A 22248-nucleotide genomic window follows, 5' to 3' on the forward strand; every position below is an offset into this window, starting at 1 on the left:
GAGCCGGGCGGCACGCCTGTTGCGTAATGAAAACTGACTACATATTCCTCGCCGGCATGGAGAAATGCGGGACCACCCCTCTAGCTGGCTGGCTGGCTGGAAACGGGATCGCACAGTATCTGGTCGAGGACATCAAGGAACCGCACGGCTACCTGATTCCCGGCACGCAGCCACCACTGCCCGCACCGGCGCAACTGCCGTGGCTGGATGCCAGCACCGGCTATTCCCTCAGCCCCTATGCGATCTCGCGGCTACCCGAACACAACACCCGAATCGTGCTATGCCTGCGCAATCCCTTCAAGCAGACCTGGAGTTCCTACCGCATGAAGAAGATCAATGCCCTTCAGGACAGCGAGGCACTTGCGCTTTCCAAGAGTTACCTGAAAACCTCTGGAACCACAACGGCCAGGGATGGGACGCGACTGGCAAAGATCACCGCGTCCACTTCCTACCAGGAACAGAAGGAACTTCACCTACGCATGTTTCCTCGGGTTTCCTCTGGTTACGTCGAGCGTCATTTCGATGCAGAGATCGATAGACTCCGACAGGGAGACTTCGCAAACCGGCTGGACTACGAAGCAGCTTTCCTGATGACTCGCCGGAGCTTCCCGTTCCTGTCCGTGATGTTGGCAAGCTTCTACTACGTCGTCATCAAGAGCTTTCTTGATCGATACCGACCAGAAGACCTGATTCTGGTCTCACTCGACAAGCTGAAGGAGGAGACAAACCGGGTGAAGTTCCTCTCGAGGCTGATCGGCGAGGTACCTGAGACGGATGACGTAAAGTTTGGTTTCTCCAGCCGCGACCTACCCTTTGATGAGCAGGAGCCCGACTTTGACGCGCCGAAGTTCGACTCGCTGCGGAACGCGTTGTCCTACGATTTGCAGCAGTACTCAGAGCTACTGGCCGCGCGCGGTGTAGCCACCGACCTGCTGGACTGGGATGACCTACGCCGGTACTTGCGCTAAGCGCAGGCTATTGCCATGGCCGATGCCGACCCGCGCTGACGCCCCTTCCAATGGGTCAGAATCGTCGGGAGCGACTGCAAATCCGTTTACATCGAGCGGAAGCACGCTGCCGCCAAGCATTACTTCGACCTGCGTTACGAAAATTCGATTGGCGTTTAGCGAACAAAACCAAGGAACCAATCATGCGAACAGATATCCAGATGAAAATGAACATCGATCCCCAGTTAATGGAAGAAAATTTTCTTCTTGCTGCCCAGGGTCTGATTGATGACCCAATGTTCGGCATTCCCGAGGACGTTCGCCATCTCATTGCTAAGCACGGCAATGACACCAAGATGATCGTCCTCGGAACTGGAGGTTTCGGCGCTTACTTACTGAGTCTGAAAGGCGATGGGCCTTGCAACGTAATCGCCACTGTGGACGACTTTCACTATCACTCCGGCTCCCTGCATTACGGCACACCGATCATCTCTACGGACAAATTCGTAGAGCTGGCCAAGTCCGGAAACATCATTGCCTTCAACACATGCCGACGTGACAGCACTAAGCGTTTTTTTGATCAAGTATGCCGACAGCACGGCATTCCCCACCTTAATTTTGAACAGACCGTTCGCGCCTTTGGCTTGCAAGGGCGGGTTGATTACAGGGTGGACGACTGGGGGCAAGAAATCGTGCGAAACGTTGCCAGATTTCAGCGCTTGGCAAAGCGTTTTCGCGATGATTACTCCGCACAAACCCTGTTTTCCGTCCTGAGCTTCCACCTAACCTGTGAACCGGAGTACTATCACGAAGTTGAACGTCCCTACAGCAGCTTGTATTTCCGCTCTGGCCTACTGCGATTCAGCGACTCTGAAAAGATGGTGGATTGCGGCGCCTCTATTGGCGAATCCCTCACCGGCCTCATCAACGTCACCAAAGGTCAATTCTCACGCTCGTGGATGATCGAACCTGACCGCATTAATATAGGCACACTAAATAATGTGCTGCGCCGCTATGAAGGCACGCCGTTAAAATCCAAAATCAGCCTGCATCGCTGCGGCGTAGGCGAGACAGAAACCAAGGTTCCATTTAAGCACGAGGGTGGGCACGGCGGCTTCATCAGGCCATCGGATGAGTATTACGAGCCCACAGACATGATCGACGTGCGCCCTATCGACAACATTATCGACGATGTGCCCACGTTTATCAAAATGGACATCGAAGGGTCGGAACTAGGGGCTCTGAGGGGTGCGGAAAAGACGATCAAACTGTGCAAGCCCAAAATGGCAATCTCTGCCTATCACAGGTCCACCGATTTGCTGGATCTCAGCGATTTGGCGCTCTCTTTGAATCCGGATTACAAGATCGGCCTGCGCCACCACACGCAAGATCGCTGGGACACATGCCTGTATTTCTATTGACTGTCAGCCACCTAAAATGAGTGGACTCACGACCATGACCCACCACTGGGATCAGTGGTGGACCATGGTCGCACCGAACGAACAGCTTTCACAGATTCTGACATCAGTAATAAGTACCGCCGGCAAAAACCATCCCCGCCGCGTTTCCTGGAAAGACATTTGGACCTTTTCCGTTAACCCAAATCACCCCATTTGTGTAAATTTGATACCGCTGACCGGTGGCTGCTCCGGAGAATGTAAACACGTTATCGCCACCATTTATGCTACCAACGCGGCCCACGTTAGTAAACGCAGCAAAAGCCGGTGTACCTGTCAGTGTAACGGTGACACTACCAATAATCAGTTGACCACCATCGTATACCCCATAGTGGTAAATGCCACCTCCAGTGATACTGTAGTTTCCGTTGACGTAACAGACACCATTGGCAATTGCGACGATTTGGAAACCGGTCATCGCTGCAAACACGTGCCCCCCCCAGGAAACTGCACAACGCTCTATTTCTAATCCTACTGTGTCATTAAATGCGAAGGTGCGGAGACATCGTTCCAAGTAGTGTCACTGCGATTTCTACGGCGATTGTCCAGCGCAGCGTCGCGATCGAGTCCACTACATGGCGCTGAGCCCGCATCGGTCGCCCCGCGCGGGCTGTAATCTTCGGGTAGGGCAGGTTGCGGGCGTTGTGACGGTTTTTTTTGATGCGCCCCGCGCAAGCGCTCAGCAACCAGAAACCCGTAAGCAGCAATGCATAGCGTGGCGTGATGATGAAACCCCCGCCAACCGCGCCCTTCGTAGTGATCCAGACCAAACTCCTGCTTCAGGTCCTGATAATCGCGTTCAACCCGCCAGCGCGCTTTGACCGTATTCACCAGATCCTTGCGGAGCGTGCTTGCCGGCAAGTTGGAGAGGAAGTAGCGCGTTGGCTTGTCTTCGTTTTCGGGCCATTCGATCAACAACCACTCCTCCTGACGCAAACGATCTCCCTGCGCGGCACGCACGCGCAGGGCCGCAAAGCGTCCGGACAACGGTGCGTTGCTGCCTTCCCGCCATGACACCGTCCGGAAGGCACGCCGAGGCAGGGACTGCGCCAGTGCCTCCACCGACTGTGGCTGGCGATCCGCCGTGCGGCGATGGCGAATCGCAGGACGGCCCTGCCCCTTCCAAGGCGCGGGCGGCTCGGGCGTTTGCCCCGGCGGCCAGACCTTGACGCTCGAAACAATCCCCACTGCATAAGTCAGTTCCAAGGCAGTCAGCGCATCACGCCAAGCCGTATTGCTGCCATAAGCTGCATCGGCCAACACGGTGCCGCGGACGACACCTGCAGCACACGCGGCCTGCATCTGCGCCAGCGCTATCTCTGGCTTGGTGGCGAACGCGATCTCTTCCGGAACACCTGCCTTCTCCCGCTTCGCCGCATCGGCCGCCCAAGCCTCAGGAAGATACAGCCCAAAGGCCATCGGCACGCTCGCCGCAGGCGTCGCCAGCGAGACGCTCACCGCCACCTGGCAGTTGTCCTGTTTGCCGATCTCCCCGCAGTACTGTCGGGTCACACCGACCGAATGCTTGCCCTTCTTGCGAAAACCCGTGTCGTCCACGATCCAGTACACCTCGCCCTTCAAATCCATATGCGATGAGACGTACTGACGGACGCGCTCCAGCACCGCCGCATCGGACCAGTCCGACTTGGCCACGAAATGGTGCAACGCCTGATGCCGAGCCCGTGTCCGCAGCGGATCCACATGCGCCGCCAGCGGCTCTACGCTTTTGCGCTCCAACGGCAGCATCAATCCTCGGCAATAACCGTGTAAGCTCGCCGCGCGATCAGCATGACCAAGCGCAGCGGATAGGTCATCCAAATAGGCGGAAAAACGCGCTTGGTGACTGACTGCGGCCATGTTCATCTCAGCACGGTGTGGATTGCCTGCAGAATAACATTTTTATGACACAGTAGGACTAATCAGGATGCCGTTTACGGTACTCCCACCACCTAAAGTGAAACCAGATACTTGAACCGCGCCACCCTCATTCATTGTAAGCAGGTAGCCTACGGTGTTGCGCCAAATAGCAGACGTACTACCTACAAACCTCACGATGCCACCTGTCACGCTGCCCATTACGACATTTTCTACGTAAGTTCCGTCCGCGACATTGATAATTACAGTATAATTGCATAACGAATAGCGTGTTCGCACCACGTTTACAGCACGTTGAATTGTCTGAAATGCCGTCGCAGCGCTTAACCCATCATTGGAATCACTGCCCGTATTGGAAACGTACAAAGACAAATCTTGAGTCAAGGCAATGGCGTAAGTGGCGTAGCTATTCGCGCTAGTCCCCATCGCGAACCGGCCTTCATCACTAATGAAATAAGGCTCGCTGGCAGCAAGCTCGCCAGCCGTAGCAGCAGCATCAAACTGCGCGCGCGTCCCACGCTTCACATAAATATTTGCACCTAAAATTGCATCCGACATGATATGAATCTCCTTAAATAAATAATTGAGAATTATATAAAATCCAAAATTACCTGAAAACTATTGTGATGAAACAGGATTTTATTGAATTAATAACCCTTCCAATAGTGGATATTGTCTTGACCTTGAACACCCCAGCAGCGGTTAGCAGTCTCATTAACTTAGCATTGGCATCAATCGATTATTGAGAGCCAGCCCTCATTTGAGGATCGGCATCGGCGCAGCCGGTGATTGTCAACATAGTTGTCCGCTATTTCATGCTGCGAACTTCATTTCATCGGGTGCTTTTCTATCGTCGTTATCCGGGTTCAGCCACACCGCGCCGACAGGCGTCCAGTTACGCGTGGCGCGTCCGCGCCAGCGGCTTGGATGACGCATGGCGGCCTCCCGGTACACGTCCGCGCGTGCGGCCAGGATGGCCTGGTCGCGTCGCTCATGGCGCTCGTGCGGCGTCACGAATCGGATGCCACTGTGGCGGTGCTCGTTGTTGTACCAGTCCACGAAGCCCGCCACCCAACTGCGCGCGCAGGTGATGTCGGTAAACGGCCTGCTCGGATATGCCGGCGCGTACTTCAGCGTGCGGAACAGCGCCTCTGAGTAAGGGTTGTCGTCACTCACCCGTGGACGGCTGAAGGACGGGGTCACATGAAGGCTCTGCAAGGTGGCCAGCATCGTTGCCGCTTTCATCGGGCCGCCATTGTCAGCGTGCAGTACCAGCGTGTCGCGCGCCACCTGCTCTCGCATGCAGGCTTTCCCGATCAGCACCGATGCGTGGATGGCCAGCTCCTCGTGGTGGACCTCCCAGCCCACGATCTTGCGACTGTAGACGTCCAGGATCATATACAGCTTGAAGAACTGGCCTTTCACCGTCGAGGGCAGATAAGTGATATCCCATGACCGTAAGCGTCCGCCAACCTCACCTATACAAGCAGCCAGCAGCCCGTTGGGATATCGCGTTCTTCCCAACGGATCTCCCCGATGTCTTCAAAGCACGATGATTGGTCCCACCGCATTGCTGCCTGGTCCGCCAGCGGCGCCACGCCATCGGCGTGGTGCCGCGAGCACAGTGTCTCGTTGAGCAGCTTCACCTACTGGCGCGGCAAACTTGCAGCGTCCGCAGCGCCTGCAGCACTTCCAGCCACACTACCGCTGCACATCACCCCCGCCGTTCCCACGACCAGCGTGGAGATCCGTCTCGCCGGTGGCATCAGCCTCAGCGTGGCGGCCGGTGATCCGGGCTGGCTTGCGCGTCTGCTGCGCGAGCTTGGTGCATGCTGAGCGTGTCGGCGTGGCATCTTGTCACCGCCCCGGTGGATCTGCGCTGTGGCATGGACCGGCTCTTGCTGCAGATGCAGTCACTGCTGGATCGCCCCGTGGCCGAGGGCGAGGCCTACGTCGTCGTCAATCGCGCGCGTAGCCGCCTCAAGGTGCTGTGCGTTGATCGTCATGGTGTCTGGCTGTGCGCGCGCCGGCTGCATCAGGGACACTTCATCTGGCCGCGTGTGGGCGATACCGCGTGGACCTTGAGCGCTGAGCAGTGGGCCTGGCTGTGTGCAGGCGTGGACTGGCAGCGATTGTCCATTGCACCAATGGCAGGTGTGCGGCAGCTGTAACCCATGGCATCGTGGCGGACATGGACCTGTCCGCCCTCGATACGATTGATGATCCACATGCGCTGCGCCAGGCTGCACGCGCCTTGCTTGCGACCGCGCAGACCACCATTGAACGCCAGCAGGCGTTGATCGATACGCGCGAACGCACCATCACCCTGCGCGATGCGCAGATCGCCGCGCTCACCGCCGAGATCGCCCGCCTGCGCCGGCTGCAATTCTCGGCCAAGACCGAGCGCATGGACCCGGACCAGCGCCAGCTGTTCGAAGACACCATGGCCGCCGATATCGCCGCAGTGGAAGCGCAGTTGGCCGCGCTCCAGGCCGAGGGCGAGACCGCAGCGGTGACCCAGAAGCGTCGGCGTGCAGCAAACGCCGGGCGCAAGCCGTTACCCGAGCATCTTGAGCGTGTAGAAACTCGGCACGAGCCGGCCAACTGCAACTGCCCGCAGTGCAACAGCGCGCTGGTGGCCATCGGCGAGCATGTCAGCGAGCGTCTGGCCTGCAAGCCGCTGGAGTTCTACGTCAAGCGCGATGTGTACCCGCAGTATTGCTGCCGTCGCTGTGAGCTGATCGTCGCCGAGCCGGTGGCGGCGGCGATCATCGAGCGCGGCCAGGCCGATGCCAGCCTGCTGGCCCAGGTCGCTGTCGCAAAGTATGTCGATCACTTGCCGCTGTATCGGCAGGAAGCCATTTATGCACGCAGCGGCGTTGCCTTGTCGCGTAGCACGATGGCCGAGTGGATCGGCGCCATCGGCGTGGCGCTGCAACCGTTGGCCGACCGCCTGGCGGTGCGGATGCAGCAGCAATCGGTGCTGCATGCCGATGAAACCCCGGTGCAGCTGCTGGATCCAACAGCAGGCTCCTCCAAGCGTGCGTATCTGTTTGCGTATGCCACCGCCCACCACCCGGGCGCCGATCCACCGATGGTGGTATTCCAGTTCCAGACCAGCCGCAGCGGCCAGCACGCACGCGATTTCCTTGGGAAGTGGCGCGGCGCACTGATGGTGGACGACTACAGCGGCTATAAAGCCAGCTTTGCGCAGGGTGTCACGGAGCTGGGGTGTTGGGCCCACGCCCGGCGCAAGTGGCATGAGCAGCATGCGGCCAGCGGCAGCGCGATTGCGGCTGAAGCGATCGCGCGCATCGGCGTGCTTTACACCATCGAAGCGGCAGCCAGCGCGCTGAAGCCCGATGAGCGTCTGGCTTACCGACAAGAACACGCCGTGCCGGTGCTATCGCGGCTGAACTGCTGGTTGTTGGAGTTGCAGCAGACGGTGATGGGCAACAGCGGCACCGCGCGTGCACTGGCCTATACGCTCAAGCGATGGGACGCGCTGACGCGTTATGTCCAGGACGGACGTTACCCGATCGACAACAACCTGATCGAAAACGCGATTCGTCCGGTGGCGCTGGGACGCAAGAATTGGCTGTTTGCCGGCTCAGCGCAGGCGGGCAGGCGCGCGGCGGCGATCATGAGCCTACTGGCCACCGCCAAGGCCAACGGTATCGAACCGCATGCCTGGCTGCATGACACCCTGGCGCGGCTGCCGACGACCTTGGATCGGGACATCGATCAATTGCTGCCGTTGCGCACGGAGTGAGGTTTCGGGGTAGGTGAGGTTGGCGGACGCTTACGCTCCTGGAGCCTTTGTGATCCGAACACCTCATCTATTGACGCTGACCCTGGCCGTGGCTGCCGCGCTGAGCGGTTGCAAGAAGCCGGAAGACGCCGCGCCTGCGGCCGCTGCGGGCGACGCCGCGGCCACCACCCCGGCAGCCGCCAAGACCCTGACCCTGGACCAGAGCAAGCTGCCGGCGGTAAACCGCTTCACCGCGGCCGATCTGGACCCCAACGGCAGCGCCTGTACCGATCTCAATGCCTACGCCAATGCCAAGTTCCTGGCCGCCAACCCGGTGCCGGGCGATCGCACCAGCTGGGGTGCATTCGAGATGCTCGACGAGCGCTCCAACGCGATCCAGCACCAGCTGGTCGAACAGGCCGCCGCCGACACCGGCGCCACCGGCGTGGAAAAGATCGTCGGCGACCTATGGTCTACCGGCATGGACGAGGCCAAGATCAATGCCCAGGGCATCGAGCCGCTGAAGCCGGAACTGGCCGCCATCGACGCGATCAGCGATCAGGCCAAGCTGGTGGACTACCTGCGCAGCAGCGCTGCCAAGGGCAGCAACGAACTCTTCAGCTTCGGCGCCGAGGCGGACTACAAGAAGTCCAGCCAGAACATCGCCTACGCCATGCAGGGCGGGCTGGGTCTGCCGGATCCGGAGTACTACACCAGCGCCGGCAACAAGGTCAAGCTGGAGGCCTACCAGGCGCATATCGCCAAGGTACTGGAGCTTTCCGGCGTGGCCGCAGCCGATGCCGCCGCGCAGGCCAAGCAGGTGGTGACATTCGAAACCCGCTTGGCCAAGGTCTCCAAGACCAGCACCGAACTGTCGCGCGACACCAAGCTGGCCTACAACCCGGTCAGCCCGGCCGAGGCCGACAAGCTGACGCCGAATTGGTCATGGACCGAGTTCTTCAAATCGCAGGGCGTCACTCCGCCGGAGATGTTCTCGCTGGCGATCCCGGCCTTCCACCAGGAAGTGAGCAAGATGATCGCCGACACCGACCCGGCCATCTGGCGCGCCTACCTGCGCTTCCACGCCGTCGATGGCGCTTCGCCGTTCCTGAGCCAGCCGTTCGTGGATGAGAGCTTCGCGTTCTACAACAAGACCATGCGCGGGCAGAAGGAAATCAAGCCGCGCTGGAAGCGCGTGCTGGCCACCATCAACGGCCAGGCCGGCGAAACCCTGGGCCAGATGTACGTCAAGGTCGCCTTCCCGGCTGATTCCAAGGCCAAGATGGAAACCCTGGTCACCAATCTGCGCACCGCGCTGAAGGCCCGCATCGAAAAGCTGGACTGGATGAGCCCGGAGACCAAGGCCAAGGCGATCGCCAAGTGGGAGAGCTTCACGCCCAAGATCGGCTACCCGGAAAAATGGCGCGACTGGAACGGCTTGAGCACTGGCCGCGACAGCTATCTGGGCAACGTGCGAGCCGCGCAGGAGTTCAACTACAAGTGGAACCTGTCCAAGATCGGCAAGCCGGTGGACAAGACCGAATGGGGCATGAGCCCGCAGACGGTCAACGCCTATTACAACCCGCTGCAGAACGAGATCGTGTTCCCGGCCGCCATCCTGCAGCCGCCGTTCTTCGACCCGGATGCACCGGAGGAAATGAACTACGGCGGGATCGGTGCGGTGATCGGCCATGAGATGACCCACGGCTACGATGACCAGGGCAGCCGCTTCGGTGCCGATGGCAACTTCATCCCCGATCCGGGCTGGTGGACGCAGAAGGACCTGGACGCGTTCAAGGCCCGCACCGGCAAGCTGGTGGCGCAGTTCGACAGCTACCGCACGCCAGCAGGCGACAAGGTCAAGGGCGACCTGACGCTGGGCGAGAACATCGCCGACCTGGGCGGCCTCAACACCGCCTACGACGCGATGAAGACTGCCACCGCTGGCAAGGACGATCCCAAGACCGACGGCATTACCCGCGACCAGCGCTTCTTCCTCAACTGGGCCACGGTGTGGCGCCGCAACTTCACCCCGGAAGAACTGGTGGTGCGCCTGAAGACCGACCCGCATGCGCCGGCCAACTTCCGCGCCATCGGTGCACCGTCGAACATGCCGGCCTTCGCCGCCGCGTTCTCGTGCAAGCCGGGCGATGCAATGGTGCGCCAGGGCGACCAGCAGGTCGTGATCTGGTAATTGCGCGCCAAGTGCAAACGGGGGGCGGCGATCGAGAGATCGCCGCCTTTTTTTGCAGCGATGAAGCGTCATGCGAACCACGTCGCGCGCCGGGCTCTCAAGCGGCGGATCTACGTTCTGCGCCGTGCGTGGACCGCACCTTGCCGCAGCAGGCGCCACGCACGCCGACGCGCATTACTTCCACCTAAAACCATCGATTGCAACGTCAGAGCCCGCCACCCCACCGCGTCCTTCGCTCTTCGACGTCGTGTCATCAGCGCCTCTGCGGCCTGACCATCACCACCTTGAATACAAGTCTCAACAAAGCTCAAGCGTGTATGTCGACATGGTAGCGCCCGCCTATCCTCGCTGCTTCCCTCCTGCGCCTTTTCGCCATGTCCGCCATCAAGACTTCGACCCTCGCCCTTGCCCTGCTGGTCACCCTGGCCGGCTGCAAGCGCGCATCCGATGACAGCAGCGTACCGAAGACCACGCAAGCGCCAGCGCCTGCTGCGCACGCCACCCCATCCAAGCCGGCCTTCGATATCGACGAGCTGGATACCGCATCGAGCGCCTGCACGAACCTGGATACATTCGTCAACGCCAAGTGGGCCAAAGCCAATCCGATCCCGCCCGACCAGACCAGTTGGGGCATCTTCAACGAACTTGTGGAAAACAGCCTGGTCACACAGCGACAGATTGTCGAAGCGGCAGCAACGCAGGCAGACAAGCAGGCCGATCCCCTTACCCACAAGCTGGGTTTGCTCTACGCATCGGGCATGGACGAAACCGCCATCGAAGCGGCGGGTGACCAGCCGATCCGTCCCCAGCTGGAGGCGATTGCAGCGCTCAACTCCAGCAGCGAGGTCGCCGAGTACATCACCAAGCGTCACGCAGAAGGCGACGGAATGGTGTTCGATTTCGGTGCTGGCGCCGATTTCCGTCATGCCGGGCAGCAGATCGCGTTCGCCCAGGAAGGTGGCCTGGGCCTGCCGACCAAGGACTATTACACCGCTGCACAATACGCTCCGATCCGCGCGGCCTATCTTGCCTATATCGCCAGATCGTTCGAACTGACCGGAAGCGATGCCGAGACGGCCAAGCGCCAGGCCAACGATGTCATGGCGCTCGAATCGCGCCTGGCCGCTGCATCGCTTACGCCGACCGAGGCCCGCCTACCCAAGAATCAATATCACTTCGTCAGCGTTGCCGATGCCGACAAACTGACGCCGCACTTTTCGTGGACAAGATTCTTTGCCGCGCAAGGGGTGGAGGTCGGCCCTGGTTTCTCGTTGTCGCAACCCCGCTTTTTTGCGGCATTCGACCAGCAGCTGGCCGGCGCATCGGTGGCCCAGTGGCAGGCATACCTGCGCTTCCACACCATCAATGCCGCGTCTAAATGGCTCAGCAGCGCGTTCGTCGATAATAGCTTCGCCTTTTATGGCAAGACGCTGTCCGGACAGCCCGAACAACGGCCGCGCTGGAAGCGCGTCCTCAGCGCGGTCAACGGGGCCATGGGCGAAGGCCTGGGGCAACTGTATGTCGCCAAGGTGTTCACGCCGGACACCAAACAACGCGCCGCCGAACTGGTGGACAACATCCGTGCCGCACTCAAGACGCGGATCGAACATGTCGACTGGATGAGCGAGCAGACCAAGACCAAAGCGTTGGCAAAATGGGAAACATTCCTGCCCAAGATCGGTTACCCGGACACCTGGCGCGACTGGTCCGGGCTGGAGATCGTGCCCGGCGCGTATTACCGCAACCTGCAGGCCGCAGACAAGTTCAACTACCGCTACGATATTGCACAGATCGGCAAGCCCACCGACCGCAAGCGCTGGTCGATGACGCCTCAGACCGTCAACGCGTATTACGACCCCACTACCAATACGATCAATTTCCCGGCCGGCATCCTGCAACCGCCCTTCTTCGATCCCAATGCCGATGATGCGTTGAACTACGGCGCGATCGGCGCTGTCATCGGCCATGAAGCCTCGCATGGCTTCGACGATCAGGGCAGTCAGTTCGATGGCGCCGGCAACAATGTCAATTGGTGGACACCGCAGGATCGCAAGGCCTTCGAAGCGCGCACGGATCTACTGGTCAAGCAATTCGATGCCTATGTGCCACTGCCGAACCATCCAACCCTGCACGTCAACGGCAAGCTCACCCTGGGCGAAAATATCGCCGATCTGGGCGGCATCAACATTGCCTACGACGCATTGCAGACCGCGCTGCGTACGCATCCCGAGCGCGCTCAGGCCATCGATGGCTACCGCCCGGAACAACGGTTTTTCCTCGGCTTTGCGCGCAATTGGCGCGGGCAGATCCGCGAGCAGCAGGAACTGGTCAATCTGGCTTCCGATCCGCATTCGCCCAGCAAACTGCGCGCAATCGCCTCCCCGTCCAACATGCCGCAGTTCGCCGCAGCCTTTTCCTGCAAGCCTGGCGATGCGATGGTGCGCCCGGACAAGGACCGCGTGGTGATCTGGTAAGCGGCGGCAAGCGCTTGCACCACCGCGCGTTGCACACAGGCCCGCATCTGCGGGCCTGTCGCGTTCATGCCAGCGCCGCAGGACACGGACGAACGGACGTGGCGGCCTGCCTGCATGGCCCCCAGCCTTGCTAAACTCCGGCGACTTCAATCTGGCCACCCTTCTTCTCGATGCCCACCATTCGCCCGCTTGCCCTCGCTCTCGGCTTCAGCCTGATCTCGCTGCTGTCCGCCCCCGACGCCGACGCCGCTCGCAAGAAGAAGGCCGCCCCCAAGGCTCCGGCCGTGTCCGCCGCCTGCACCAATTTCTACGATTACGCCAACGCCGGCTGGCTCAAGGCCAACCCGGTCCCGCAGGCCGGCGCCGTCACCGCGCTGGGCCAGCTGTCCGAGCGTGCCCTGCAGCAGCAGCGCGAGTTGCTGGATGCGTCGATGAAGGCTCCGCAGGGCAATGTGCAGAAGCTGCTTGGCGATTTCTGGGCCAGCGGCCTGGACGAAGCGGCAGTGGAGAAGGACGGCTCCAACCCGATCGCCCCGCTGCTGTCGCGCATCGACGCGATCAAGAAGGCCAAGGATGTGCCCGCCTCGATCGCCGCACTGCACCAGGTCGGCATCCCGGTCGGCTTCAACTTTGGCCCGGACGTGGACCTGAAGGCGCTGGACCGCCATATCGGCTACTTCATGCAGGGCGGCATGGGCCTGCCCGATCCGGCCTTCTACACCCGCACCGATGCCGACACCCAGGCGCTGATGGGCCGCTACCGCGCCTACGTCAAGCAGATCCTGGCGCTCACCGGCACCGCCGCCGACAAGCTCGATGCCGATGCCGCCTCGGTGCTGCAGATCGAGACCGCGCTGGCACGTAGCGCGCAGTCGGTGCAGGGCATCAACAATCCGTTCAACAACTACGCCCCGATCGCCACCAAGGAGCTGAGCAAGCAGTACAAGAACCTGCGCCTGGCTGACTTCCTGGAAGCACAGGGCGTCAAGGACGACCTGGTGTCCATGGCCGACCCGGCCATGTTCAAGCAGCTCGACAGCATGATCGTGAGCATCAAGCCGGACCAGTGGAAGGCCTACCTGCGCTGGCGCGTGGGCGATGCCATGGCGCCGTACCTGTCCAAGAGCTTCCACGACGCCGAGTACCAGTTCCGCGGTCGCCTGCTGCGTGGCGATGCAATGCCGCCGCAGCGTTGGCAGCAGGTGCTGGACGCGATCAACGTGGCAGCCGGCCCGATGCTCGGCCGCGAATACGTGGCGCGCTACCTGAGCAGCGATGCCCGACGCCAGGCTGAAAGCATCGCTGGCGAGGTCCGCGACGCGCAGCTGGCAGCATTGGAGCGCACCGGCTGGGGCAACGGCGAAGCGGTGGCCGAAGCCAAGGCCAAGCTGGCCGCGATGAAGATCGAAGTCGGCGCACCGCGCCGCGACCTGGACTACACCGTACAGCCGATGGGCCGCGGCAGCTTCGGCAGCAACATGCTGATCGCCTCGACCTGGCGTCACCGCGAGGAAATGAAGCGCATCGGCAAGGGCAACGCCGACCGGCGCTGGGACGTGCTGCCGCAGCAGCCGGCCGTGGCCTACGACATTGCACAGAACCGCCTGATCGTCACCGCCGCCGTCCTGCAGGCGCCGGTACTGACTGCCGGCAGCACCCCGGCCGCGCAGTACGGCGCCTACGGCGCGCTGGTGGCGCACGAACTCACCCGTGCCATCGATGCCAAGGGCGCGCTGGTCGATGCCAAGGGCGAACTGCGCAGCTGGTGGACGCCGGCCGAAAAGGCGGGCTGGATCCAGCTGACCGGCAAGGTGGCCAACCAGTTCGCCGCCTATCCGTATCCGGGCGTGCCCAATGCCAAGGTCAATGGCGCGCAGACGGCCGAAGAGAACCTGGCCGACCTGGCCGGCGTCGAACTGGCCTGGCAGGCCTTCAGCAAGGCGCAGCCGGCAGCCACCGAGGCCGACAAGCAGGCGTTCTTCACCGCCTGGGCCGGCCTGTGGGCGCAGCAGCTGTCGCCGAACGAAGCGGTGCAGCGCGCCAGCGCCGACATCCGCGCACCCGGCCAGTGGCGCACCAACGGCCCGCTGTCCAACCTGCCGGAATTCGGTGCAGCCTTCAGCTGCAAGGCCGGCCAGCCGATGCAGCGCGTGGACGCGGACCAGATCAAGCTCTGGCGCTGAGCCACCCGCCCGATGGCATTGAAAAAGAGCGCGGAATCCGCGCTCTTTTTTTGTGCCGCTGCCTGCCCGGCGCCCCTCGCCTCCGGGGGCATCATCGAGAACGCCCCGTCGCGGCCAGGTCCGCTCCTACGGGGGCATGGTCAATCAGCAATGCGCAGATCGCGCATTGCCCCTCTACCCAACACAGCACGACCAACCTGTAGGAGCGGCCCCGGCCGCGAGGGCACTACCGAGAACGCCCTGTCGCGGCCAGGTCCGCTCCTACGGGATCATGGTCAATCAACAATGCGCAGATCGCGCATTGCCCCTCTACCCGACACAGCACAACCAACCTGTAGGAGCGACCCAGGCCGCGAAGGCATTACAGAGAACGCCCCATCGCGTCCAGGTCCGCTCCTACGAGGATCATGGTCAATCAACAATGCGCAGATCGCGCATTGCCCCTCTACCCGACACAGCACAACCAACCTGTAGGAGCGGCCCCGGCCGCGAAGGCATTACAGAGAACGCCCCATCGCGTCCAGGTCCAGGGCATGGTCAATGCCCTCAGCGCACCACACGCAGCGGCGGTTTGCGTCCCTTGCCGCCGCCCTTTCCACCTTTGCCACCGAACGGCGGCTGGCCGCGCCAGTAGCGGATCATCAGCCAACCGAACAGCATGCCGCCCAGGTGCGCAAAATGCGCCACGCCCGGCTGCCAGCCGGTGGCGCCCAGCAGTAATTCGATCGCACCGAACACGATCACGAAGGTGCGCGCCTTCATAGGGATCGGCGGGAACAGCAGCATCACCCGCTGGTTGGGGAACAGCATGCCGTAGGCCAGCAGCAGGCCGAACACCCCACCGGATGCGCCTATCACCGGTGCACCGCTCTGGGTGAACCAGGCCATCAGCAACTGGCACACGCCAGCGCCAGCCACGCTCACCAGGTAATAGGTCAGGAAACGCTTCTGGCCCCAGGTCTGCTCCAGCGGCGCGCCGAACATGAAAAGCGCCAGCATGTTGAAGAACAGGTGGTTGAAGCCACCGTGCAGGAACGCATAGGTCAACAACTGCCACGGCATGAAACTGGCGCCGGGCGAAAACGCATCGAACCCATTGGACAACGGCCACAGCATCAGCCACGACAACACGCTGTCCGACGGTAGCGCCCCGGCCCCCAGGTCGCCGACGGCCCATTGCAGCAGGAACAACCCGATATTGGCGATCAACAACGCTTTGGTGACAGGCGGCAACTGAGGCATGGCGGCATCCCTTGGAATGCCGCCCATGATAACGGCAGCGTCATGAAGGCCCCCATACGGCAGCATCCAGGCGCTGCGCGGCAGTCGCACGGCACACGCGTCCCTGCACTACCGGCACGCCTTCGGCGCGCAGGCGTCGGCATTGTTCGTCATGGCTTGCCGACCCCGGCGGAAACGCGATGCGCCCAGCGCTACGCAGCACGCGGTGCCAGGGCAGTTGCGGATCGTCATTGCCGCTGAGTACACGCGCCACCAACCGTGCACGACCAGGCAACCCGGCGCGCGCGGCCACCTCGCCGTAGCCGGCGACCTGCCCTGCGGGAATCGCCCGGATCGCCTGACACAGACGCAGCCGCGCCTGCTCGGCGGTGAGCGCTGCGGTCGCTGTGGCGCCAGCCGGTAACAACGGTCTGGCGGACGTCGCGGAGCGTGTTCGGCGGGACGTAGTCATGTCACCAAGCATGCCAGCTACGCCGTCCGCGCGTCACAGCTACGCCGCGCCAGCCTCCACACGTATCAATGCATCAACACGATTTCTTCTGCCGAGGTGGGATGAATCGCCACCGTCTGGTCGAAGTCGCGCTTGGTCGCACCCATGTTCACCGCCACGGCAAAGCCCTGCAGGATTTCATCGGCGCTCTCGCCCAGCAGGTGCACGCCCACCACACGCTCTTGTTCGCCCACGCACACCAGCTTGAACAGGCTACGCTGTGGCGCGTCGGCCAATGCATGCAACATCGGGCGGAAATTGCTGCGGTAGACCCGCACCTTGCCGGGATGCCGCGCGCGCGCCTGTTCTTCGGTCAGGCCGACCTGGCCCAGCGGCGGATGCGAGAACACCACGCTCGGCACGCCGTCGTCATCCATGCGCGCCTCCGGCTGGTTGCCGAACAAGCGGTCCATCAGCAGGCGTCCGGCGGCAATCGCCACCGGCGTGAGTCCCACCTTGCCGGCTACATCGCCGATCGCGTGAATGTTGGTCACGTTGGTGGTCTGCCCTGCGTCCACCAAAACTTCACCCTTCTCGCCGAGCGCCACGCCAGCCGCCTCCAGTCCCAGGCTGGCGGTATTGGCGCGACGACCGGTGGCGAAGAACACCTTGTCGAACACATCGCTGCCCTGCTCGCCGGGATGCATGCCATGGCCACGCACGCGCAACTTGCCCTGCGCGTCGCGCTCCAGCGCGGTGGTGGTGAAGCCGAAATGCAGCCGCACGCCAAGATGGCGCAGGTTGTCGGCCAGCTGTTGCGTGAGTTCTGCATCGAAGCGCTCCAGCAAGCGCTCCCCCTGCACGAACAGATGCACGCGGCTGCCAAGCGCCTGCAACAAGCCAGCGATCTCCACCGCGATGTAGCCGCCGCCGATGATGGCCACCTGGGCAGGCGCATGACACAGATTGAAGAAGTCGTCCGAAACCTCACCAAGGTCGGCGCCATCCACATCCGGACGCCGCGGGTACGCCCCGGTGGCGATCACGATGTGCTCGGCGGTAACCGCGATGCCGTCATCGCCCATGGCCGTATGCGCGTCCTGCAACACGCCCCGGCGTGGGATCAGCACCACGCCATCCGCGTCCAGACGACGCCGGTAACTGGCATGGATGTTGGCGATGTAGCCCTGGCGATGCGTGACCAGCTCTTCCCAGGCCAGGGTCGGTCGCGGCAGCGCGAAGCCCAGTGCGCTCGCCAGTTCGATCTTGCCGGCCAGATCGGCGGCCAGCCACATCGCCTTCTTGGGCACGCAACCGAGATTGACGCAGGTACCGCCCAATGCACCGGGCTCCATGATCGCCACGCGCGCACCATGCCCGGCGGCACGAAAACCGGCGGCCAGACCGCCAGAACCGCCCCCCAGGATCAACACGTCATAGTCATAGCGTGGATTCATGCTAGGTGCCCCGCCTGTCGAGAATATGGATTCGTCGCCGACGCGCGTCCCGGGATCAACTTGGCCATCAGTGTTCCACTTGCGGTATTCATGCGGGCTCCGAGCATGCCATGCGCGGCTGCGAGCCAAACGTGAGGGGCAGCCCGGTGCCAGCGCCGCCGACCGTCTGCCGCTGGCGCCTGCGCTGCCACTGGCGCTAGCCGGTACCCGCTTGGCCGCGCCGCATCGGCGGCAGGCGCAGATAGGTCGCGCCGCGCCACAGCCACTCCACCGGCCCGAAACAGCATCGCTGCAACCACCACCGGCTGAGCGCCAGCTGCATGCCGAACACCCCCAGCGCGAACGGCACTTGCCAGCAGCGCGGCAGCTGCTCGAAATAGCCCAGCCCATAACCGTAGAAGATCCAGGTGCACAGCGCGGACTGCAGCAGGTAATTGCTCAGCGCCATGCGGCCGGCCGGCGCAAGCCATCCCAGGCGTGGCGCCAGGCGCACCACCCAGGCCGCGTAGCCCAGGCTCATCAACGGCCCGGCGATGAGCGACAACGCGAATGCCACCGACAGACGCACGGTCGCACGGGTTGGATCCATCCACGGCTCCAACGCATAGCTGACCAGCATCAAGCCCGACCCAAGCGGTAGCGCGACATGGCGCAGCAGGGCGAACAGGCGCGCGTGGCGCGTGGGCGCAGCGATCGCGCCACTGCGCACGAACCAAGCGCCCAGCAGAAACATGCCCAGTACCGTGGGGCCGTTGATACTCAGCCCGCTCAAGGCCTGCCCCAGGTCATGCCAACGCTGCAGTGTCGCCTGCAGATAAGTGCCGCTGCCGAAGGCCGCGCGCTGTGCCTGCACATTGGCAGCGGACTGTTGCGCGATATCGGCCAGGGCGGTGTTCCACGCCGCCGCCATGTCCGGATCGGTCTGCGCCAGGGCCCCCACCAGGGCATACAGCAGAACCAGGCCAGGGGCGAACGCGTAGACCAGCCCGGCCAGCCACGGCAGCGTCACGGTGGGCAGCCGGCGCACGACCAGCAGCAGCGGCGCCAGCAGCGCGTAGCTCACCAGGATGTCACCGGACCACAACAGCAACGCGTGTAACAGGCCGATCGCCAGCAGGCCAGCGGTGCGACGCAGATACGTGCCCAGGAATGCACCGCCGGCCGGTTCGGCGCGCTGCGCCATCACCGCAAAGCCCATCCCGAACAACAACGCGAACAGCGTGTAGAACTTGCCTTGCACAAAGAAGTAGACCAGCGCATCGGCGATGCGGTCGGCACCCTGCCAATGCGGCTCCACCCCCGTCAGCGCCAGGTCCAGCGGGCCGACGAAGGCTTCGATGTTCATCAACAGGATGCCGAGCAACGCAAAACCGCGCAGCACATCGAGCACGACGATGCGTTCGGTGGCGGCAATCGGCGCCAGCAGCGCGCGCGATGTCATTGCAATACAGCCTTTGCGGCCGCTGTGATGGCTGCCGTCAGTGGTGATGTCCGCCGTCGCCGTGGACGTGACCGTGGTCGCGCTCTTCCTGCGTGGCTTCGCGCACCTCGATGATCTCCACGTCGAAATGCAGATCCTTGCCGGCCATCGGGTGATTGAGGTCGACATCGACCACGCTCATGCCGACCTTCTGCACGGTCACCGCACGCGGGCCGAAGTTGGTCTGCAACACCACCTGGGTACCCGGCACCAGCTTGGTGGCACCGAAATGCTTCTTGGGCACGCGCTGGCTCAGGCCTTCGCGGTACTCGCCATAGGCCTCGGTCGCCTTGACGTCGACGCCGAAGCTTTCGCCGGCTTGCTTGTCCAGCATGGCCGTTTCCAGGCCCGGGATGATGTTGCCGTGGCCGATCAGGATCGCCAACGGGTCACGCTCCTTGGAGCTCTCGATCGGCTCCTGGCCGATCTCCGAAACGGTGTAATGGAAGCGGACGACGCTGTCTTTTTCGATCTTCATGCATGGCTCTGAATAAGGCTGCCCGGTGGCAGAGGGTGAAGGACGGCTTGTCGGCCGCCGGCTGCGCCGCCATCATGGCGACCTTCCGAACCGCCCATTATCCCGGCTGCATGCATATCACGCCAGTTTTCGCCGCCCGCGCGCAGCGCGCGATGGCCTGCCTGCTGTTGGGCCTGCTCCTGCTGGGCGGTTGTTCGTCGCAGGCGCCGGTGCGCCGTCCGGCGACGCCGCCGCCCACGGCGCGCGTCTGGCCGCAGGTGCCCCCCGCCGATCCGGCGGCCGCCAACAACATCCTCATGCGCGCCCTTGGCCTGGTAGGCACGCCCTACCGCTATGGCGGCAATACGCCAGAAACCGGCTTCGACTGCAGCGGCCTGGTCACTTATGTCTACAAGGACGTGCTGGCGCTGGCGCTACCGCGCACCTCGCGCGAACTGGCTGCGGTCCAGGGCCCGAGGATTCCCCCGGAAAAACTGGCAACCGGCGATCTGGTCTTCTTCGGCGCCGGCGGCAGCGTGACCCACGTCGGGATTTATGTGGGTGAAGGCCGCTTCGTCCACGCCCCGACCAGTGGCGGTACCGTCCGCCTGGATTTCCTGGACGGTGCCTATTGGCGTGACCATTATTCAGGTTCCAAACGGGTTTTGCACTGAATTGTGATGAACGTCACAAGTAATAAAACGGAAAGTTAACTCTTTTTGAACGTAACGATCCTTTCACCAAGGCATCATCCCGTATCGACAGCAGAACTGTGATTCCCGCGTGACGAACGACGAACAGATCAACCCTGGCGCCGCACCGCTTCCGCTCCGGAAACCGCTCCGCCTGCTTTGCGCAACCGCACTCTGGATTGCCGCATTGCCCGCTCTGGCGCAAACCGCCAACAGCGCCCCATCCGCTCCGCAGACGACCACGCCAGACAGCGCCGTCGCCGCCGAGAAAGCCGCCACCCGTAGCCGTGCCGACGCGGCCGCCACTGCCACCCTGGCCGCCCTGCTGCCACACCTGGCCGCCAACGACGCCATTCCGCTGATGGACCGTTCGGCGATGTTCGCCGGCGACCTCAGCCGCCTGCTCGCCAATTACGACGTCTCGCAAAGTGCCGCCAACGCCGCGCAGAACGCGGTGGCCGACAGCCGCGTGCAGGTAATCTTGCAGCGCGCCATGGCCCTGCTCGGCACCCCCTACGTCTGGGGCGGCGAGTCCACCGAAGGGTTCGACTGCAGCGGCCTGGTGGGCTACGTGTTCAAGACCGCGCTGGGCATTGACCTGCCGCGCGTGTCGCGCGACATCGCCCGCGACGAGTCGGCCGAGCTCATCAAGGACCCCAATGCACTGAAGGTCGGCGACCTGGTGTTCTTCGGCAAGCGCGGCCGCATCGATCATGTGGGCCTGGTGGTCGGCGACGGCAAGTTCCTGCATGCGCCCAGCCGCGGCAAGGACGTGCGCGTGGACTCGCTCGCCAGTGGCTACTGGAGCGAGAAGTTCATCCAGGCGCGCCGGGTATTGTAACGACCGGGCGCTGTGCATCGATGACAAAAAGGCCGCGGCGATCCTGCGGCCTTTTTCGTGGACCCATGCGCAGCCGGCGTGGTCGTGTGACTGCCGTGTGGCAGCGCGCCGTGCCGGTTACCGCGAGGTATCGGCCGTGTAGTGCGCCATGGTGTCCTCGATGCCCTTGCTCAGCTCCATGACCTTCAGTGCGTATTCGGCCAGGCGCTGGTCTTCGGGCGTGTCCGGCCGCCATGACGGCACTTCCACCGGGGTGATGCCATCCGGGTCCATCGCCACGAACACGATGATGCAATGGGTGCACAGGCGCGACTCGCCGCCCATCGGGCTGCGCGCCCGCACGTCGATGGCCAGATGCATGCTGCTGCGACCGGTGTAGACCAGCTTGGCCGACACCGCGACCAGATCGCCGATGCGCACCGGCGCCACGAAGCGGATGCCGCCCACCGCAACGGTCACGCAGTAATGTCCGCTCCAGCCGCTGGCGGCGGCAAAACCGACCTGGTCGATCCACTTCATCACCACCCCGCCATGCACCTTGCCGCCGAAGTTGACGTCGCTGGGCTCGGCCAGGAAACGAAATGTCAGATCGCGCTGTTGACCAGTCACTGCGGGCTCTCACCAGAAAATGTGCCGCAAGTGTGCCATGTGCCTGCCAGCCGGCCCACGCGTTCTGCGCAAGGGGGGCACTGCACCCCATGGACAACCGAGGACGTCTGCAGCATGCAATCGGCACGGCATGCGCCATGGGGCGCTTGAGCGACCAAC

Annotated in this window: 19 protein-coding genes and 2 pseudogenes; 10 read left to right on the top strand and 11 right to left on the bottom strand. The window is 62.7% G+C overall.

Annotated elements, in window-relative coordinates:
- The first annotated feature begins 26 nt into the window (after positions 1-26).
- Both ACCQ13_RS12090 and ACCQ13_RS12095 read left to right on the top strand, forming a co-directional pair.
- A complete protein-coding gene (locus tag ACCQ13_RS12090; RefSeq protein WP_223214321.1) occupies positions 27-968 on the top strand; it encodes a hypothetical protein in 942 nt (313 codons plus the stop codon).
- Between the two features lie 182 nt (positions 969-1150).
- Positions 1151-2368, top strand: coding sequence for an FkbM family methyltransferase (locus ACCQ13_RS12095; protein WP_159407240.1), 1218 nt, complete (start codon positions 1151-1153; stop codon positions 2366-2368).
- Positions 2369-2471: 103 nt separating this feature from the next.
- On the opposite strand, the gene ACCQ13_RS12100 is transcribed toward ACCQ13_RS12095, so the two are convergent.
- From ACCQ13_RS12100 to ACCQ13_RS12115, 4 genes and pseudogenes are all read right to left on the bottom strand, one after another.
- Entirely contained in the window at positions 2472-2822 is a 351-nt protein-coding gene (locus ACCQ13_RS12100; RefSeq protein WP_159407241.1) for a hypothetical protein, read from the bottom strand.
- Between the two features lie 53 nt (positions 2823-2875).
- Positions 2876-4261: an IS701 family transposase gene (locus ACCQ13_RS12105; RefSeq protein ID WP_223214363.1), complete on the bottom strand. Its 1386-nt coding sequence runs from the start codon at positions 4259-4261 to the stop codon at positions 2876-2878.
- Positions 4262-4303: 42 nt separating this feature from the next.
- A complete protein-coding gene (locus tag ACCQ13_RS12110; protein ID WP_372372104.1) occupies positions 4304-4837 on the bottom strand; it encodes a hypothetical protein in 534 nt (177 codons plus the stop codon).
- A gap of 255 nt (positions 4838-5092) precedes the next feature.
- Positions 5093-5734: pseudogene (locus ACCQ13_RS12115) on the bottom strand (transposase); the annotation flags it as partial.
- Positions 5735-5815: 81 nt separating this feature from the next.
- On the opposite strand from ACCQ13_RS12115, the gene tnpA reads away from it, so the two are divergent.
- The 6 genes from tnpA to ACCQ13_RS12145 all read left to right on the top strand — a co-directional run bounded on the left by tnpA (position 5816) and on the right by ACCQ13_RS12145 (position 14881).
- Positions 5816-6115: an IS66 family insertion sequence element accessory protein TnpA gene (gene tnpA / locus ACCQ13_RS12120; protein WP_146090374.1), complete on the top strand. Its 300-nt coding sequence runs from the start codon at positions 5816-5818 to the stop codon at positions 6113-6115.
- Positions 6109-6450, top strand: coding sequence for an IS66 family insertion sequence element accessory protein TnpB (gene tnpB, locus ACCQ13_RS12125; RefSeq protein ID WP_104605767.1), 342 nt, complete (start codon positions 6109-6111; stop codon positions 6448-6450). Before tnpA ends, tnpB begins: the two co-directional genes overlap by 7 nt.
- Before the next feature lie 20 nt (positions 6451-6470).
- Positions 6471-8051 carry an IS66 family transposase gene (gene tnpC, locus ACCQ13_RS12130; RefSeq protein ID WP_159406550.1) on the top strand — a complete coding sequence of 527 codons (1581 nt, stop codon included), beginning with the start codon at positions 6471-6473 and terminating at the stop codon, positions 8049-8051.
- A 70-nt stretch (positions 8052-8121) separates the two neighbouring features.
- Positions 8122-10224, top strand: coding sequence for a M13 family metallopeptidase (locus tag ACCQ13_RS12135; RefSeq protein ID WP_167527007.1), 2103 nt, complete (start codon positions 8122-8124; stop codon positions 10222-10224).
- 374 nt (positions 10225-10598) lie between these two features.
- Positions 10599-12698: a M13 family metallopeptidase gene (locus ACCQ13_RS12140; RefSeq protein ID WP_159407243.1), complete on the top strand. Its 2100-nt coding sequence runs from the start codon at positions 10599-10601 to the stop codon at positions 12696-12698.
- 170 nt (positions 12699-12868) lie between these two features.
- Positions 12869-14881: a M13 family metallopeptidase gene (locus tag ACCQ13_RS12145; RefSeq protein ID WP_159407244.1), complete on the top strand. Its 2013-nt coding sequence runs from the start codon at positions 12869-12871 to the stop codon at positions 14879-14881.
- Positions 14882-15427: 546 nt separating this feature from the next.
- Here ACCQ13_RS12145 and ACCQ13_RS12150 read toward each other — a convergent pair.
- The 6 genes and pseudogenes from ACCQ13_RS12150 to ACCQ13_RS12175 form a co-directional block, all read right to left on the bottom strand.
- Positions 15428-16123: a rhomboid family intramembrane serine protease gene (locus ACCQ13_RS12150; protein WP_159407245.1), complete on the bottom strand. Its 696-nt coding sequence runs from the start codon at positions 16121-16123 to the stop codon at positions 15428-15430.
- A 40-nt stretch (positions 16124-16163) separates the two neighbouring features.
- On the bottom strand, positions 16164-16574 hold the full coding sequence (locus ACCQ13_RS12155; RefSeq protein WP_159407246.1) for an MGMT family protein: 411 nt from the start codon (positions 16572-16574) through the stop codon (positions 16164-16166).
- 65 nt (positions 16575-16639) lie between these two features.
- A complete protein-coding gene (gene gorA, locus ACCQ13_RS12160; protein WP_159407247.1) occupies positions 16640-18010 on the bottom strand; it encodes a glutathione-disulfide reductase in 1371 nt (456 codons plus the stop codon).
- Positions 18007-18147 (bottom strand): annotated as a pseudogene (locus ACCQ13_RS12165) (amino acid dehydrogenase); the annotation flags it as partial. The pseudogene ACCQ13_RS12165 and the gene gorA, both read right to left, overlap by 4 nt.
- 59 nt (positions 18148-18206) lie before the next feature.
- Positions 18207-19451: a DUF418 domain-containing protein gene (locus tag ACCQ13_RS12170; RefSeq protein WP_159407248.1), complete on the bottom strand. Its 1245-nt coding sequence runs from the start codon at positions 19449-19451 to the stop codon at positions 18207-18209.
- Positions 19452-19488: 37 nt separating this feature from the next.
- On the bottom strand, positions 19489-19968 hold the full coding sequence (locus ACCQ13_RS12175; RefSeq protein WP_104603884.1) for an FKBP-type peptidyl-prolyl cis-trans isomerase: 480 nt from the start codon (positions 19966-19968) through the stop codon (positions 19489-19491).
- Positions 19969-20078: 110 nt separating this feature from the next.
- On the opposite strand from ACCQ13_RS12175, the gene ACCQ13_RS12180 reads away from it, so the two are divergent.
- Positions 20079-20621: a C40 family peptidase gene (locus tag ACCQ13_RS12180; RefSeq protein WP_167527008.1), complete on the top strand. Its 543-nt coding sequence runs from the start codon at positions 20079-20081 to the stop codon at positions 20619-20621.
- 109 nt (positions 20622-20730) lie between these two features.
- Positions 20731-21480, top strand: a complete 750-nt coding sequence (locus ACCQ13_RS12185; protein ID WP_104603885.1) for a C40 family peptidase — start codon at positions 20731-20733, stop codon at positions 21478-21480.
- Between the two features lie 117 nt (positions 21481-21597).
- On the opposite strand, the gene ACCQ13_RS12190 is transcribed toward ACCQ13_RS12185, so the two are convergent.
- Complete coding sequence (locus tag ACCQ13_RS12190; RefSeq protein ID WP_104603886.1) at positions 21598-22089, bottom strand: acyl-CoA thioesterase; 492 nt, start codon at positions 22087-22089, stop codon at positions 21598-21600.
- Positions 22090-22248 lie beyond the last annotated feature (159 nt).

The organism is Xanthomonas sp. NCPPB 1638 (assembly GCF_041475635.2).
GTDB lineage: Bacteria > Pseudomonadota > Gammaproteobacteria > Xanthomonadales > Xanthomonadaceae > Xanthomonas > Xanthomonas cucurbitae.

Bases quoted from the DNA above. Each gene is read 5' to 3' on its own strand.
- ACCQ13_RS12090 (WP_223214321.1), top strand. From the start codon at position 27: ATGAAAACTGACTACATATTCCTCGCCGGCATGGAGAAATGCGGGACC.
- ACCQ13_RS12095 (WP_159407240.1), top strand. From the start codon at position 1,151: ATGCGAACAGATATCCAGATGAAAATGAACATCGATCCCCAGTTAATG.
- ACCQ13_RS12100 (WP_159407241.1), bottom strand. From the start codon at position 2,822: ATGACCGGTTTCCAAATCGTCGCAATTGCCAATGGTGTCTGTTACGTC.
- ACCQ13_RS12105 (WP_223214363.1), bottom strand. From the start codon at position 4,261: ATGGCCGCAGTCAGTCACCAAGCGCGTTTTTCCGCCTATTTGGATGAC.
- ACCQ13_RS12110 (WP_372372104.1), bottom strand. From the start codon at position 4,837: ATGTCGGATGCAATTTTAGGTGCAAATATTTATGTGAAGCGTGGGACG.
- tnpA (WP_146090374.1), top strand. From the start codon at position 5,816: ATGTCTTCAAAGCACGATGATTGGTCCCACCGCATTGCTGCCTGGTCC.
- tnpB (WP_104605767.1), top strand. From the start codon at position 6,109: ATGCTGAGCGTGTCGGCGTGGCATCTTGTCACCGCCCCGGTGGATCTG.
- tnpC (WP_159406550.1), top strand. From the start codon at position 6,471: ATGGACCTGTCCGCCCTCGATACGATTGATGATCCACATGCGCTGCGC.
- ACCQ13_RS12140 (WP_159407243.1), top strand. From the start codon at position 10,599: ATGTCCGCCATCAAGACTTCGACCCTCGCCCTTGCCCTGCTGGTCACC.
- ACCQ13_RS12145 (WP_159407244.1), top strand. From the start codon at position 12,869: ATGCCCACCATTCGCCCGCTTGCCCTCGCTCTCGGCTTCAGCCTGATC.
- ACCQ13_RS12150 (WP_159407245.1), bottom strand. From the start codon at position 16,123: ATGCCTCAGTTGCCGCCTGTCACCAAAGCGTTGTTGATCGCCAATATC.
- ACCQ13_RS12155 (WP_159407246.1), bottom strand. From the start codon at position 16,574: ATGACTACGTCCCGCCGAACACGCTCCGCGACGTCCGCCAGACCGTTG.
- gorA (WP_159407247.1), bottom strand. From the start codon at position 18,010: ATGAATCCACGCTATGACTATGACGTGTTGATCCTGGGGGGCGGTTCT.
- ACCQ13_RS12170 (WP_159407248.1), bottom strand. From the start codon at position 19,451: ATGACATCGCGCGCGCTGCTGGCGCCGATTGCCGCCACCGAACGCATC.
- ACCQ13_RS12175 (WP_104603884.1), bottom strand. From the start codon at position 19,968: ATGAAGATCGAAAAAGACAGCGTCGTCCGCTTCCATTACACCGTTTCG.
- ACCQ13_RS12180 (WP_167527008.1), top strand. From the start codon at position 20,079: ATGCATATCACGCCAGTTTTCGCCGCCCGCGCGCAGCGCGCGATGGCC.